Below are 16,641 nucleotides of genomic sequence, written 5' to 3'. Positions count from 1 at the left end.
TGATCACCTGTCTGGTGGCTAGGAGTGAGGGCTTAGCGGATAGCTTGTTTTTTTTCCAGTAATAGAGAGCTGAAGTAAATTTATAAGGCAAGTGTTCCAATAGCTCGGGTTGGCTTACCACATCGATACCTGTGGCTTGGGCTAATTGAGTATAGTTACTCCTCCCTGTTAATTGGATGGCTCCCCTACCGATATACTTGGCTCCGTCGCCATCGTAGAGATTGCCAAGGCCTTTTTTAAACAGGCGGTCATCATAGACAAGGTTGGCTAATTTTGTGGGGTTTCTCAAATAATCGTAAGGATTATATCGAGACTTAAAAGCGCTGGGAAAAACTTTTACCAAACGCTCAGCAGAGGTATAATATAGGTTTTCCTGTATTTATTTTCTTTGCGAGCGTTAATACTTCTATTGCTTTTTGAAGCTCGGCGTTTTTATATTTTCTCCCAAATGCATCGACTATATCTTCTATTTTTGATTTTCTTTTTGCTTTCATTACTTGGATTTTATGAGCTTATTCTGAGCATTAAGAGCTTTTACTGCTGTTTACCATTTTTCAAATTTTATAGTTTCAGATGCAGAGTAAACAGTATTAGTTTCCAAAACTCTGTAAATAGAGTTATCCTCTAAAACTACTTTAGGTATAGTATCATTAGAAGTTACATATGCATAGCCCGATGCTTCTACGGTTGCATAGTTGAATGCTCTTACGGTTGCATTTCCGGAGGCTTTTACCGTGACATCGTCGTAAGCTTCGACGGTTGAATTATCCCAAGCTATTACGGTTGCATTACCCGATGCTATTGAACTTGTTTAAACTATTAGTTTTCTGAGGAATAAAATAACAAAAGCAATATAATGCAAATAATTCCATGTTATTACAGAAGTTTCAAATCGTATTAATAATGCTTTGAAACTATCCAGCCAAGAATTATATAAACGAAGGTTCAAAATAGAGAAAGTGTAATAGCCCCGACTTAATCTGACAGTTAAGTCGGGGCTATTACAGCTAAACCTATTTATAATCAAAAATATTCTGGCTGTAATCTGCATTTATGACTTGGCATGTCTTTAGAATTAGTTGTGAAATGCTTTTAAACTTTATTTTTGTGATATAGCACAACCTCAAAAGTTAATCCACTGTCAATAAAGACACTGATTTAGTTTTTAGGATAAAAAAATCGTTTTCCCCTCTTATACCTCAATATAAATTATGCTTTTTTATTTATAGTATCAAGAGCAACATAAAACATCTAAAAGATCGGAGGATTATTAGCCTTGAGAAACTTTTACTTTATTGCCCAGTTTAAGCCTTCCATAAATTTAAGTTCGTTTTTCTCTGCATATTTAAGTGAGCCAAATACATTGAGATGAGCGTTGTCATAATACATTAAGGTATCATTATGAAACGGTGCATCATTAAAAAAGCTTTTATTTTTACTAAAATCTACAAATTTCACATTTTCTCTTGCTGAGAAATTATTTAATATTGATGGGGGCATTTGATTAAACTGAATTGTGTACTTTATATTCCTTGATTGATCTTTGATGAAGTCTTTATTTGATCTGACTGGGTTTTTATCTAAAGTTGGATAATCCGAAAGCAACAAGACTCTTTGATTAGGCTTAAGATTATTTATCATTTTATTCACCGCTACCGCCCATCTATCCGCTTCTTTTGAGTAGAAACTAATAATGATGATATCCGCCATCTTAAACTCTCTACTAATGATTGGATTCAATTTTTCTTGGATTTTCCTCCTCCCTTTATCCTCAATACTTGACGGATCAATAAAAGGTATAGTAGGATAAACATTATTTGTCAATGTCCTGAAAGAAAAGCCATTCTTTTTTCCTATTGTATCAACGAAAGGTTTTAATGTTAAGGCATGGCTATCACCTACGAATAAGATTCGTTTCCCTATCTCATTTTTCCCACCATACACCTCTACCTCTTTAAAACCTCCAGCGTGTGAATTCAATCCAAAACTAGGGAAAATATAAATCGATGGAATATTCGAAACTCTTAATTTCACTTGAGATGTAAAAAAGACCATCAATACATTGAGAACGATCATAAAGGAAAATGGTAAATAAAATCTTAACCTCTCTTTACTTCTCAACGGCCTTTCGATAAGATAATAGGAAAGCAAAGAAGCTATCATAGTGGCTAATAGAATAGATACAATTTCAATAAAACTAAATTCATAGGATTGAGTATAATATCTGTAGAACGCCATGATAGGCCAATGCCATAAATATACTGAGTACGAGATCTCTCCTAAATAGCTTAAATACTTGTTGGATATATAGTGATTAATTTTACTATCCTGAGAAATAAGTATCAATACTGCACCTATACATACTACTAAAGCCAAAATTCCGGGAAAAGGTGATGCTTCATTGAAAACAATAGCAGACACAATTAATATTAGCAATCCAAAACCACTCAAATAGTTAGAATGATTCTTCACCCAACTCTTATTTTCTATTTTTGAAAAAGCTGCAATAACCCCTATAAAAAATTCAGAGGATCTAGACACCAAAGAAAAGTACATTGAAGCTTTATTAGCATTATAAATTTCCATAGTACTCCAACCTATAATTATAATTGAAGTTATATAAAGTGTGATTAATAGTGTTCTCAAATTTCTAATAACAAGCAATATTAAGGGAAGAAATAAATAAAACTGCATCTCCACTGCCAGCGTCCAAGTGTGTAAGAGAGGGTTTTCATTACTCAATGCCCCAAAGTAATCGTCTACATTAGCAAAGTGATGGTTAGAATTGAACAAAAATGTCCAAAAGTATCCCAGTTTATACTTCCCAAGATCAGAAGGAACAAATACGAAAAGAAACAACAGCCAACAAATTATTAACATGCAATAATAGGCTGGAACTATCCTCTTGATCCTGTCTATATAAAAACCTAAAAGACTAAATGTATTTTTTTGGATTTTTGAATGAATTATCTTAGAAATAAGAAACCCTGATATTACGAAAAAAATATCCACTCCAATAAAGCCTCCTGGGAGATAATTAGAAGATAAATGATTAGAACAAATAAAACGGCAAGAGCTCGCAAGCCCTGAATATCACTTCTAAATTTCATATGTAGTATTTTAGAGCCTAAAATACATAATTTAAAATGTTTCTATAATTAAGTTTTTTTTTCTAAAAAATAAAGTATTAATAACGTTTTCCAGTATTTAACACAAGTGAAGACTCCTGAAAAATCAAAAGTATTCTTGCTATAATCACCGGTCATCACCTACCGCATTGCCAATAATCAAGATTTATAGTATCATTGATGTGTTTTTCGAGTAATAGAGAAGAGGAGTAAATTTATAAGGCAAGTGTTCCAATAGCTAGGGTTGGCTTACCACATCGATACCTGTGGATTGGGCTAATTGAGTATAGTTGCTTCTCCCTGTCTCCCCTACCGATATACTTGGCTCCGTCGCCATCGTAGAGATTGCCCAGTCCTTTTTTAAACAGGCGGTCATCATACAACAGATTTGCCAGTTTGGTGGAATTTATAAGGTATCGATAACTCAAGATAAAATACCTTATGTTTATTACATGGATTAGTATAGTAATCACAGAAGAAAATGACCATAACATCTTATTTTTTTACTTCCCTATAGTTCTCCAGATTTAAATCCTAATCTAAAAAATGAAAGCAAAAGAGAAGTGTTAGAAAAAATCAGGTCTAACTCTCATAAGGTTTTTCAAAATGTATAACATCTCTAATTATAATGAAAAAAATCAAGGTGGGTACAAATCCACCTTGATTTTTTGTATGCCATTTTTTAGATAGGAGCCTATCATCTAAAATTAAAAGAGTTCCCCCTATAACAAGAGTAGCTCTTTTACAACACTTGTTGCTACTACATTTCTAACATCTGAAAGGTCATAGATTCTATTACTTTTATCAATGCTTCAACTGTATCCATAGAAGTTAAACAAGGAACCCCGTTTTCTACACTAGCTCTACGAATCCTAAAGCCATCTCTTTCGATCTCCTTGCCTTTAGTCATCGTATTCACTACAAATTGAATTCCGCCCTTTTGTATTAGATCTATAAGATCTTCCTCTGCAGAATCATCTACTTTATTGACTACCTCTGCAGAGATACCTCTTTCTTTAAAGTACCGCGAGGTTCCTTTTGTCGCATAGATTTTATATCCTATATTTAAAAATCTAGAGGCCAATTCAAAAGCTTCTTCCTTATGTTTATCCGCGACGGTAAATAATACAGATCCGTGAAGAGGCACCTTACCTCCCGCTGCAATAAGACCTTTATAAAGCGCTTTTTCCAGGGTGGTATCTTTTCCCATCACTTCGCCAGTAGATTTCATCTCAGGTCCTAAGGTAATATCTACCTTTCGTAATTTACTGAATGAAAATACGGGAACTTTTACAAATATTCCTTCTTTGCTAGGTACCAATCCATTTTTATAACCTTGTTTTTTGAGACTCTCCCCTAAGATAACTTTAGTGGCCACCTTGGCCATGGGAACCTGAGTAATTTTGCTCAAAAATGGAACCGTACGACTGGAACGCGGATTTACTTCTATCACATAAACCTTTCCCTCATTTAATACATATTGAATATTCATTAACCCCACCACATTTAGTCCCTTTGCTAAACGAATGGTATAATCTACCAAGTCATCTAGATTTTGTTGACATATATTCTGAGAGGGATATACCGCTATAGAGTCTCCTGAATGCACACCGGCTCTTTCTATATGCTCCATAATACCTGGTATCACTACCGTTTCCCCATCCGATATAGCATCTACTTCCACCTCTTTACCCGTCAGATAGCGATCTACCAATATCGGTTGTTCAGGGCTGGCATGCACGGCATTCTCCATATAAAAATTTAGATCGCTTTCATTATATACAATTTCCATCGCCCGACCTCCCAATACGTAGCTAGGTCTTACCAAAACCGGATAACCGATTTCAGCTGCTATTTTAACAGCCTCTTCTTTAGAAAAACATGTTCTTCCCAAAGGTTGGGGGATACCAAGCTGCCGAAGCGCATGTTCGAATTTATCTCTATTTTCGGCTCTATCTAAATCTTCTAATGAAGTTCCCAATATCCGAACGCCGTGTTTGGCTAATTTATCGGCTAAATTAATCGCGGTTTGCCCTCCAAACTGTACGACCACGCCTTTGGGTTTCTCTAAATCTATGATATTCATTACATCCTCTTCGGTTAAGGGCTCAAAATATAACTTATCCGAAATTGAAAAATCTGTAGAAACCGTTTCGGGATTATTATTAATAATAATCGCTTCATAGCCCATCTCTTTTATAGCCCATACAGAATGCACAGTAGCATAATCAAACTCCACTCCCTGACCAATTCGAATCGGTCCGGATCCCAATACAACAATTTTTTCTTTATGACTCACTACACTTTCATTCTCCTCCTCATAAGTACCATAAAAATAAGGTGTTTCAGATTCAAATTCGGCCGCACAGGTGTCTACCATTTTATAAACAGGGATAATCCCATTCTCTCTTCGGAATCCATAGACCTCATCGGGACTCATCTTCCAAAGGTGGGCAATATTAACATCGGAAAAACCTAATTGTTTAGCAGCTCTCAATACACTAATATTTTTAATGTTCTCTGCTATTTTTATTTCAAAATCAACCAATTTTTTAAATTTCCAAATAAAGAATTTGTCGATTTTACTCCACTCTACAATTTGTTGCCAATCATAACCCCTCCTTAAAGCTTCTCCGATGATAAACATTCTCTCATCATCTGCTATACGTATTCTTGCTTCGATTTCAGCAGGCGTTAAAGATAATGCATCTTTCGTCTTGAGTCCTAAATGCTGAATTCCTGTTTCTAGGGAACGAATAGCTTTCATAATAGATTCCTCAAAATTACGACCAATAGCCATCACCTCTCCGGTCGCTTTCATTTGGGTAGAAAGCGTTCTATCAGCCGTTTCAAATTTATCAAATGGAAAACGTGGAATTTTAGTGACTACATAATCCAATGCAGGTTCAAAACAAGCATATGTTTTTCCGGTCACCGGATTCATCATTTCATCCAAGCTGAGCCCGACAGCAATTTTAGCGGCTAATTTTGCAATAGGATAGCCTGTGGCCTTAGAGGCTAAAGCAGAAGAACGGCTAACCCTAGGATTCACTTCAATAATATAATAATTAAAAGAGTGCGGATCTAAAGCTAGTTGAACATTGCACCCACCTTCAATCCCTAAAGCCCGTATAATTTTTAGAGAAGCATTTCTCAACAGCTGATATTCTCTATCCGAAAGTGTTTGGGAAGGAGCAACTACTATGGAATCCCCCGTATGAATACCTACAGGATCTATATTCTCCATATTACATACTACAATAGCATTGTCCCGAGCATCCCTCATCACCTCATATTCTATTTCCTTAAATCCGGCAATGGATTTTTCAATAAGACACTGTGTTACGGGACTGTATTTAAGCCCATTGGCGGTAATCTCTCTCAGTTCTTCAGGCGTAGTAGCGATCCCTCCTCCTGTTCCTCCAAGCGTAAAAGCAGGTCTCACAATTACGGGATAACCTATATTCTGCGCAAAATCTAGAGCGCCTTGTACAGTGGTAACAATATCCGAATCTGGAACAGGCTCATTTAGCTCCCTCATCAATTCGCGAAACAAATCTCGATCTTCGGCCTGATTAATTGCGGAGAGTTTAGTACCCAATACCTCTACATGACACTCTTGGAGTACGCCTGCCTTTTCCAATTCTACAGCCATATTAAGACCGGTTTGTCCTCCCAAAGTAGGAAGCAAAGCATCGGGCCGTTCTTTTCGGATAATTCTACTTACAAATTCTAATGATATAGGTTCTATATAAACTTTATCTGCAACTTCGACATCGGTCATAATGGTCGCTGGATTCGAATTAACCAACAAGACGCGATAGCCCTCTTCTTTAAGCGCCAAACAGGCTTGGGTTCCAGCATAATCAAATTCAGCTGCCTGACCTATAATAATAGGTCCGGAGCCGATTACCAAAATCGTTTTTATATCTGTGCGTTTTGCCATCTTATTTAGTAAACTTCTTTTTTAGATTTAAATTTCTTCATCATGTCGATAAACTCATCAAATAGGTAATTTGCATCTTCCGGGCCCGGACTGGCTTCAGGATGGTACTGTACAGAGAAACAAGGATATCTTTTATGTCTTACTCCCTCATTCGTTCTGTCGTTAAGCGCAATGTGGGTTTCTTCCAATTCTGTATCTTTTAAAGATTCCCGATCGACGGCATATCCATGGTTTTGGGAAGTAATACTTACTTTATTGGTTCTGACATCTAAAACAGGATGGTTCCCCCCCCTGTGTCCAAACTTTAGCTTAAAAGTTTTGGCTCCACAGGCTAAACTTAACAGCTGATGCCCCATACAAATTCCAAAAATAGGAATCTCTCCGATCACGCTTCGTATCATTTCCAGAGCTTGAGGCACATCCTGAGGGTCTCCTGGTCCATTTGAGAGCATAATACCATCCGGATTCATCAATTTAATTTCCTCTGCATTTATATTTTGTGAAACAACTATCACATCGCAATCTCTTTTGGTCAACTCTCTTAAAATCCCTAATTTGGCACCGAAATCTACTAATACAACCTTCAATCCCCTTCCTGGGCTGGCATAATTATTTTTGGTGGAAACGGTTTCGATCTGATTGGTGGGAAAAACATCTGCTTTTAACGCCTCTATGACATCCTGTTCAGAAGTCTTATAGTCTACAATCTTCCCCTTTACCACCCCTTTACTACGAATTAACCTGGTCAATCGCCGGGTATCAATACCGGAAATACCCCCTAAATTTTTACGTTTAAAAAATTCATCTAAATCCATCTGACTACGGAAGTTAGAAGGCAGATCACAAATCTCCTTTACAATAAGTCCTTTTAGAGCAGGTTCAATTGCTTCATAATCATCTCTATTAATGCCGTAATTTCCAATTAAAGGATACGTCATACAAACAATCTGTCCGCAATATGAAGGATCAGAAATCAATTCCTGATAACCTGTCATGCTGGTATTAAAAACTACTTCTCCTTGAGTCTCTACAGGGGCTCCAAATCCGACTCCATGGAAGACCTCACCACTTTCTAGTATTAATTTTTTTTTCATTTTTCTCTTTTCATTATAGCTGGAATTCGCAAGTACGCTGTCTTATTTATTACTCTTATTTCAACACTACAGCTGATATAAAAATTATTTAAATGTATAACCTATAGCTTCTAATTCATTTTTTAAAATTGCCATTCTGGCGAAAACTCCATTTTTCATTTGGGTGAAAATTCTAGATCGCTTACACTCTACCAATTCACTGGCGATTTCAACACCTCTGTTGATGGGAGCAGGGTGCATAATAATAGCCGTAGGTTTCATTTTCTGCTCCCGTTCTAATGTCAATCCGTATTTCCGATGATACTCATTTTTACTATATGCCATTTTATCGGTATGCCTCTCATGTTGAATCCTAAGCAACATCAATACATCCACTTCCCTTATCAATTCATCTAAAGATTCATAAACACCATTAATAAGAACACCCTCATCAAACCAGCTGGAAGGGCCCGAAAAACTGACCTTTGCTCCTAATCTCCTTAAAGCCTGAGCATTCGAGTTAGCCACTCTACTATGTTTAATATCTCCCACTATACCGATTTTTAATCCTTCAAAAGTGGCGAACTCCTGTTTTATGGTTAATAAGTCCAACATACATTGACTGGGATGGTTTCCCTTGCCATCACCCGCATTTACGATAGGAATATTTATACCTTTCAGCTGATCGAAATAATAATTTTCTTTATGACGAATTACCGCAAGATTTACTCCGATCGCCTCCATCGTTTTGACGGTATCGTATAGACTCTCCCCTTTATTCATCGAACTGGTCATAGCTTCAAAGGGTACTACCTGTAGACCTAATTTTCGTTCCGCAACATCGAAGCTGGTTTTGGTACGGGTGCTATCTTCAAAAAACATATTGGAGCAAAAACAATCTCCTACTACTTTTGCTTGTTTTCCATCTGCAAATTGGACAGCTTCTGTAAGTATTTCTTCAATTTTTTCTGTACTTAGTTCCGCTATTGTAAGCATATTATTTGGTTATTTATATATTATATTGTTAAACATAAAAAAAACGAAGACTAAAAAAGCCTTCGTTTGAAAAAAAATATCTTTATGGCTGGTAAGCCATCAAAATTCATATATTGTACTTGCACCCGTAAAGTAGGTTTCAACGTTTCCATTGGCTGCAAATATACATTTTTTTTCACACTAAACAAGAATAAATACTGAAGAGATGAGAATTAAATTGGGCGATTTATCCCTTTATTAAAGAATTTATCAAAAAAAGTGATTTAATTTAGTTTTCTCAATTCATTATTTAAAAAAAAATAATAACTTCCTATTGTTATTTTTTAAAACACCACCATGAGTAACAATTTCAAAATCAATAATCTTCCCGAGTATTTTAAACAATATAAAAAATCGATTAAAAATCCAAAAAAATTCTGGAACGAAGTCGCTGATAATAATTTTGTATGGTACCAACGTTGGAGCAAGGTATTGAAATACAATATGGAAGAAGCTCGCATTACCTGGTTTAAAAATGCAAAATTAAACATTACCAAAAACTGTCTAGATAGACACCTCAATAAAAGAGGAGATAAAACTGCGATTATATGGGAGCCCAACAACCCTAGCGAAGAAGCTCAATATATCACTTACAAAGATTTACATCAAAGGGTATGCAAAATGGCAAATGTACTCACAGAATTAGGCGTTCAAAAAGGAGATCGAGTTTGTATTTATCTTCCCATGATACCTGAGCTTGCCATCACCATGCTCGCCTGCGCAAAAATGGGCGCTGTACATTCAGTTATTTTCGCCGGATTTTCAGCTTCTGCTATCGCTTCTCGAGTGAAAGATTGCGGCGCAAAAATCATTATATGTGCCGATGGAGGCTACAGAGGAAATAAGACCATAGACTTAAAAGGTATAGTAGATGAAGCTCTAGCTCAACATCCTTCTGGGGTAGAAAGCGTTTTAGTCGTCAGGCGTACCCACCACACGGTGAATATGAAAGATGGGAGAGATCTATGGCTAGACGACTATTATTCGAAGGCGTCCTCTGATTTTGTGACCAAAATAATGGACGCCGAAGATCCTCTATTCATTCTATATACTTCCGGATCCACGGGCAAACCTAAAGGGATGCTCCATACCTGCGCAGGCTATATGGTCTACACGGCTTACACTTTTAAAAATGTATTTGATTATCAAGAAAATGATATTTATTGGTGTAGTGCAGATATAGGTTGGATCACCGGACATTCTTATATTCTGTATGGCCCGCTCTGCAATGGGGCCACTACAATTATTTTTGAAGGCACCCCCACTTATCCACAGCCTGACAGATTTTGGGAAATCATTGATAAACATAAAGTCACACAGTTTTATACCGCACCTACAGCCATACGTTCTTTAGCGAAAGAAAATTCAGACTGGGTAAAGCAGCACAATCTCAGCACTTTAAGAATTATTGGATCTGTAGGAGAACCTATTAACGATGAGGCTTGGCATTGGTATAACGATCATGTGGGAAATAAAAAATGTCCTATTGTAGATACCTGGTGGCAAACGGAAACAGGTGGGATTCTAATCTCTCCTATTCCCTTTGTCACTCCCACCAAACCAACATATGCGACGCTACCCCTCCCCGGTATTCAACCGGTTCTTATGGATGATAAACGCAATGAAATCACAGAGAATCAGGTTAGTGGAAACCTCTGTATTCGTTTTCCATGGCCAGGTATCGCCCGCAGTATTTGGGGAGATCACCAACGTTATATAGACACTTATTTTTCAAGCTTTCCCGGAAAATATTTTACCGGAGACGGAGCCCTAAGGGATGAAGTGGGCTATTATCGCATTACCGGTCGCGTAGATGATGTTATTATTGTATCTGGTCACAACTTAGGCACTGCTCCCATAGAGGATAGTATTAACCTTCACCCCGCTGTGGCGGAATCCGCTATCGTTGGTTATCCTCACGATGTAAAAGGAAACGGATTATATGGCTATGTTATCTTAAAAGAAACTGGAGAAACCCGACATAAAGTAAATCTTAAAAAAGAAATTAATCTCTTAATCTCAGATACTATCGGACCCATCGCAAAACTGGATAAAATACAATTTGTCTCTGCGCTTCCTAAAACGCGATCTGGAAAGATTATGAGAAGGATACTCCGAAAAATTGCAGAAGGCGATTTCAACAACTTTGGCGATACCTCTACCCTACTAAACCCAGAAATTATAGAAGAAATAAAGAGAGAACGTATAGAATAAACCTTTTTTATATCGAACAATAAAGAAGCTTTAGCTTAAAAACCGAAACCTATTTTAACTGAGAAGACTACAGAAAAATATCACCCTACCATAGATAGTCATTGAATACTTTTTTATAGTAGCTGCAGAAGGTATTTTTACAAAAGTTTCATTCTTCAATTTAAGTTCAAGGACCCCTTTTTAACAGCTTCTTCACGAGAGCAAGCACTCAATAACAATGTAGCTACTGCCCATAAAATCATACTGAAATTTTTATTTTTTTCATCATCTATACAATTATGAGATTAGAATATAAAAATATTTTCTCTGTAATAGCCTAAACCTCACTTTTAGAATAAACTCACAATCTCCTCCATACAATAAGGTCCTAGATTAGAATAAACCATAGGACCTATATGATTCATCGATTAGTTTACGTGGACTCTACCTCCCAGTGGTGGTATTGGATTTCCATTATTGAGCTTAGCTTGCAAGGCTAAACGTTCTGTTGAAGACATAATCGTATTATCCGGTTTGTAAACGATATCGTCTAATTCGCGATAAGAGTCTGACCTAGGTATATACGGCAGATAAAGATGGTTAGCGAGCACTCTATCTGACATAGATAATACACGAGTAGACCCCCAAGTACTTCCATCCTTCCTGGTCATCACTGGAATATTCGGATTGTACACGAAAGCGGGATCGGATATATAAGAAGAATACATCATAATTGAACTGTAATCAACTGCTTCGAATAGAGTAGCAGGTGAAACCTTATCGAAATTATGCCATACTTCTCGGCGGAGATTTCCCCAATTAATATTCATAAAATCGTCCCTATTTGGAGCGCTTTGTTCGTGAAAAAGCCCCACAGCATGTCCTATCTCATGTATCGCTGTAGCGGCGTCTTGGTTTTGAGCCAAATTAAGCACCTGCCTACCTCCGATTCTGCCCACATACGAATTGTTAACATTTGCGTTTACAAACTCAATATAATCATGACTACTACCATCCGGTCGTCTAGTCGACTGTCCTGTCATATTGTAAAATCTGACATTGGTATGAGCTTGCCAATGAGCCATAGCTTCATTGATTATTCGATGTCTGTCCTGGGTTAGGTTAGGAGCTAATACATACCGAACCAATCCCCATTGGTTATTACCTCTGGGATATATGCCTACTGCAGCCTTAGGATCACCTGCCTTGGTACTGGCTTTTTGCCCTTGAATTGCAATAGGCAAATGGGTATTGGGATCCACATAGGTAGCAGGATTCTTTTTATCTCCTTTTAATAGGAGTCCAGAAAAATAACCTTTACTACTCACCTCTTTTACCTGAGAAGGTGAAAGAAGAATATCACCTAACCAGATATAATCATCACCTACTTTTTCTAGAGTAGCGCCAGAAGGTGTTTGAATAAGAATCTTACCCCTTTCCGAGGTATTCGTCACACTATTGGTCTCTGTTTCCTCACGAGAGCACGAACTCAAAAACAAAGACACACTCAATAATAATACCAATTTTACATTTTTTTTCATCAGATTTGTTTTTAATTGTTAAAAAAACAAATATACATATATTTATGTTATAAATAATAATAAACAAAAGTAAAAATAAGTGATAATCAATAATTCAAAAACACTATAAATTTTATGAAAAAATAAAAAAAATAGATTATTAATTAATTATATAATAAAAATATAACACTAGAATGAGTTCAAGTAAAAGGGTCGGAATTAAACTCAATAGAGCTGATCCAAAATATAAATTCAGCTTTCTGCCACGACATATAATGAAACATCGGATAAACTCCTACGAAGCGTAAGAGATTCTATGATTAGGATCTATTGCGTAAACATTTGGACTAAGCACAAAAAAACAAGGGCTATATGATGATTAAAGTAAATACCTTACCCCTCACCAGATTACACGGCTTACACCTGTAAATTATATGCCCCGTGAAAAACTGGGGAATATTCTCTTTGGACTTACTTAGTCGTAAACCCATATTTTATAAGATACAGTAGGGATAAACTTTGCTCTTATACCTCTTAAAAGAGAGGGATAAGGGCATCCAAATGCCCAACCCAATAGAATTTCATCTTTTTTTAGCGGACATCGTGCTCCTGTCTGGTACATTTCAGAGCACCTTATAAACGAATAATAGAAGTGCAATCAAAAGCGATATTGTGTTGTTATTTTTTGATCATATCTATACTCACTGGATAAAAAAAATAACAAATACATATTTTTAATTAATAAATAAATATTTATAAAAAATAAAAACAAAAATATTCTAAAAACGAACAAAAAAATATTTTCTTAGATAAAGACAGCAAATTACTTAAAAAATACATTTTCAAAGTAATTGTGAGAAAAACATCAACCTTTCCCATCAATCGTCGAGCTAAAAATAAAAAACACAAAACAAAAAAAGTAAAAAACGGAAAGACCTTAAAGCATATACAGGATAAAACAGACAGAAGGAAACAGCTTATTACAATGAGAATATAGAAATTGTGACATTTGAAAACCGGGTATATAAACCTATGGAAAGAAAAAAAAGCTTACTGCTTAAATAAATTCAACTCCAATACTGATGTATCGTAGAAGTACAAAATTTAGTACAAACTGGTAATCAGATCTATCACATCCTATGATAATCGAGAGTGTAGAAACAATAAAGCTAATCATAAAAACATATACTCTATACTCACTGTATTATAAAGGAGATCATTTTTACTTAAGAAAAGAATAAGCCTGATTATAATTCAAATAAATAATTACATTTGTGATATGAAAATAGCATTTCTAGGACCTCACGCCTCCTTCACTCAGCTGGCTGCTACGCAAATATTTCCAGATCAGCAACTCATTCCTCAGTTCAGTATTTTAGATTGTTTTCTAGCCGTAAAAAGCAATTTAGTAGACAAAGCTGTAATACCTTTAGAAAATTCTATAGAAGGTACGGTCTCCATGACCTTAGATTATTTATATGATACCCCTCAACTGACTATCGAAGCGGAGGCAATAATGCCTATCGCTCATCAGCTGATGATCCACCCCCTACAACACAATCACAATACTCTAGAAAAAATATATTCTCACCCCCAAGCTTTAGCCCAGTCCTTTCATTTTCTCAATACAAATTATGCTGGAACCCCCTTACAGGACTACGCCTCCACGGCTGCAGCTGCGAAAAAAGTATCGGAAACTCCAGAACAAAAAATAGCGGCTGTAGCCAACTCCTTTGCAGCTAAATTATATGGTCTAAAAATTATTAACCACAATATCCAAGATTTTGAACAGAATCATACTCGTTTTATCGTCATTTCTAAAAAGAAAGTGAAGTGGAACGCTGTATTGAAAAAAGTAGGAGAAAAAACAAGCATTTTAGTGACGCTTCCAGAGGATTATGCCGGAGGCTTACACCAAGTACTATCGGTATTCGCATGGAGAAAGCTCAATTTAAGTAAAATAGAATCTAGAACCTTAAAAAAAGGACTGGGTAAGTATTTTTTCTTTATTAATATTGATGGCCCCCAAAGAGAAGTACTGATTAAAAACTCTTTTGAAGAATTAAAAAGTATAGGTGTTGATGTCAAACCTTTAGGACACTATGCTGAATATATCCTAGAAAGCTAAAAACCATACTCCAGAAACCTATATTTAAATCTTCTTTTATATCATGCATGATCCAAAAGAAAAAAAGTCTATACAATAAAAAAAAATAAAATTTTTCATGGTGTTACAAACAGAATAACCAGCATGATTCTACTTCATTTTTTTGTATTCAACAGGAGTTTGAATAGGTGAAAAGTTAATTTGTTCAATACACCAAGTTTACTATCCGTATCGCTTTATTTCAAGGGTACTCATCGTCTCGGGCATACACCTCACGATAATCGCCAAAACCATATTTCTACTCCTCTGCTTAAAAATGAAGCTTCTCCACCTTGCATTTTGTAGCCGTTCCATAGATCAATATGGTCTGTTGGACCCCAACCATCTTTTATAGAAACAATGCCTTTCTTTCCGTAAAAGTCGTCACTTGACAGCTTTGGGTGATCTTTTCTTTTGTACACTCTCTTTATTCCAAATATTGTGTGTGTGTTTTTGAAATCCAGTCCGCAAGCTCCTGTGCCCGCAAAATATGTCTTGGATTATGGTCAAACCAACAGCGGGCTCCTCTGAACGAGCTTAAATCAACCTTGCTTTTTTCCAAAGCAATTCCCATTCTTATAGCACATCGATTTTGAAAATTGCAGGGATAGGATTCTCTCCCAGGGTGATTGTCCCATAAATCATAAAACTTGATCATTATTATCGGTATTTAGGGTTATGTGATTGCTTATATGTTTCTCTGGTATGGGCAAAATCCCAAAATTCTTTTTCATCTGCTCCCGGATCAGCACACGTGAATATTTCTTCCAAAACTCTTTCCGTAACAATAACACTGTCTTTCTTGATGAGGATGCCCTGAAGAGCCTCTCCACAGATCTTACTGTAATCATTAGTATCACGAAATCCAAAATATTTTTTCACATCCGTGCCTACGGTATCTCCTAAAACAATTAGGGTATGAGCTACCTTTACATCAGGATAGGCAAACGACTGAACTTTTCCATCCTGTTTTAAAAAGTAACAGGGCGGGGAAAGTTTTATATTCCCCTTCACGACACGGTCTTTTGCTTCGATTTTTATTTCTGCCTGATCTCCATTTTGCAATAATTTAAAATTGATCCCATCAAGAGAAAACGTGTCTGTCACTTTTAAGATCTTCTTATTTTCCTGTGTTGTATTTTCTTTTTGATCTTCAACTTTTGAGGTCTCTGCATCATTTTTACAGGAGGCTAATAATATTCCTACAAAAAAAAGCACCATTGTTTTTCTGCTAAATTTCATCATAAGTCTAATTTAAAATTAGATAATACAGATCGAGTCTAAAGCTTCAATGGAGAGTTAACATCCTATTAATGAAGACGCAACGAACTACAATTACTCAAATCTACAAAAAGAAACAATAGAAGAAAAGATTAAGCATTCTATTCTTGTCAAAAGATGGGGGTTTCCCAGATTGTTTAATGCAACTTATGTCTTCGATGGTATCGTTCATAAATTAAAACTGGGAGCCTATGGAGGATTGCTTATTGATGTAGAGCGCATTAAAGTCTCTTTCAGCTGGTAATGCTTTATTACGATTATCGAAAAGTGTAGTTCGGAAGTTTTCCGCAAGATGTTGCATACTTACCTGTCTATACAA

The 16,641-nt window shown here is 36.2% G+C and carries 14 protein-coding genes; 2 read left to right on the top strand and 12 right to left on the bottom strand.

Going from position 1 to position 16,641, the window contains the following annotated elements; translation table 11 throughout:
* The 7 genes from GNY06_RS10405 to GNY06_RS10375 all read right to left on the bottom strand — a co-directional run.
* Positions 1-289 (bottom strand): glycoside hydrolase family 19 protein (locus tag GNY06_RS10405; RefSeq protein WP_317163785.1); only part of this gene is annotated, 289 nt, incomplete at its 3' end.
* A gap of 58 nt (positions 290-347) precedes the next feature.
* Positions 348-494 carry a hypothetical protein gene (locus GNY06_RS10400; protein ID WP_166520012.1) on the bottom strand — a complete coding sequence of 49 codons (147 nt, stop codon included), beginning with the start codon at positions 492-494 and terminating at the stop codon, positions 348-350.
* Between the two features lie 793 nt (positions 495-1,287).
* Complete coding sequence (locus GNY06_RS14905) at positions 1,288-3,018, bottom strand: acyltransferase family protein (protein WP_317163787.1); 1,731 nt, start codon at positions 3,016-3,018, stop codon at positions 1,288-1,290.
* A 348-nt stretch (positions 3,019-3,366) separates the two neighbouring features.
* Positions 3,367-3,507, bottom strand: a complete 141-nt coding sequence (locus tag GNY06_RS10390) for a hypothetical protein (protein ID WP_166520010.1) — start codon at positions 3,505-3,507, stop codon at positions 3,367-3,369.
* Between the two features lie 381 nt (positions 3,508-3,888).
* Positions 3,889-7,074: a carbamoyl-phosphate synthase large subunit gene (carB, locus tag GNY06_RS10385; protein ID WP_166520009.1), complete on the bottom strand. Its 3,186-nt coding sequence runs from the start codon at positions 7,072-7,074 to the stop codon at positions 3,889-3,891.
* 5 nt (positions 7,075-7,079) lie between these two features.
* Complete coding sequence (carA, locus tag GNY06_RS10380) at positions 7,080-8,168, bottom strand: glutamine-hydrolyzing carbamoyl-phosphate synthase small subunit (protein ID WP_166520008.1); 1,089 nt, start codon at positions 8,166-8,168, stop codon at positions 7,080-7,082.
* Between the two features lie 84 nt (positions 8,169-8,252).
* On the bottom strand, positions 8,253-9,143 hold the full coding sequence (locus GNY06_RS10375; protein ID WP_166520007.1) for an aspartate carbamoyltransferase catalytic subunit: 891 nt from the start codon (positions 9,141-9,143) through the stop codon (positions 8,253-8,255).
* A 336-nt stretch (positions 9,144-9,479) separates the two neighbouring features.
* Here GNY06_RS10375 and acs point away from each other — a divergent pair, with 336 nt between their 5' ends.
* Positions 9,480-11,396, top strand: a complete 1,917-nt coding sequence (gene acs / locus GNY06_RS10370; protein WP_166520006.1) for an acetate--CoA ligase — start codon at positions 9,480-9,482, stop codon at positions 11,394-11,396.
* Between the two features lie 407 nt (positions 11,397-11,803).
* On the opposite strand, the gene GNY06_RS10365 is transcribed toward acs, so the two are convergent.
* Positions 11,804-12,916, bottom strand: coding sequence for a M12 family metallopeptidase (locus GNY06_RS10365; RefSeq protein WP_166520005.1), 1,113 nt, complete (start codon positions 12,914-12,916; stop codon positions 11,804-11,806).
* A gap of 1,258 nt (positions 12,917-14,174) precedes the next feature.
* On the opposite strand from GNY06_RS10365, the gene pheA reads away from it, so the two are divergent.
* On the top strand, positions 14,175-15,023 hold the full coding sequence (gene pheA, locus GNY06_RS10360) for a prephenate dehydratase (RefSeq protein WP_166520004.1): 849 nt from the start codon (positions 14,175-14,177) through the stop codon (positions 15,021-15,023).
* Between the two features lie 251 nt (positions 15,024-15,274).
* Here the strand turns inward: pheA and GNY06_RS14330 are convergent, their stop codons facing one another.
* The 4 genes from GNY06_RS14330 to GNY06_RS14675 form a co-directional block, all read right to left on the bottom strand.
* Positions 15,275-15,463, bottom strand: coding sequence for a T6SS effector amidase Tae4 family protein (locus GNY06_RS14330; protein WP_166520003.1), 189 nt, complete (start codon positions 15,461-15,463; stop codon positions 15,275-15,277).
* A 5-nt stretch (positions 15,464-15,468) separates the two neighbouring features.
* On the bottom strand, positions 15,469-15,699 hold the full coding sequence (locus GNY06_RS15295) for a T6SS effector amidase Tae4 family protein (RefSeq protein WP_166520002.1): 231 nt from the start codon (positions 15,697-15,699) through the stop codon (positions 15,469-15,471).
* A gap of 2 nt (positions 15,700-15,701) precedes the next feature.
* Positions 15,702-16,286, bottom strand: coding sequence for a hypothetical protein (locus GNY06_RS10345; protein ID WP_166520001.1), 585 nt, complete (start codon positions 16,284-16,286; stop codon positions 15,702-15,704).
* A 211-nt stretch (positions 16,287-16,497) separates the two neighbouring features.
* Positions 16,498-16,623, bottom strand: a complete 126-nt coding sequence (locus tag GNY06_RS14675; protein ID WP_262885040.1) for a hypothetical protein — start codon at positions 16,621-16,623, stop codon at positions 16,498-16,500.
* Between the last annotated feature and the right edge of the window lie 18 nt (positions 16,624-16,641).

Source organism: Elizabethkingia argenteiflava, from assembly GCF_009904105.1.
GTDB classification, from domain to species: Bacteria; Bacteroidota; Bacteroidia; order Flavobacteriales; family Weeksellaceae; genus Elizabethkingia; species Elizabethkingia argenteiflava.
Note: the sequence above shows the minus strand (reverse complement) of the source record. Positions and strands in the feature narration are given on the sequence as shown.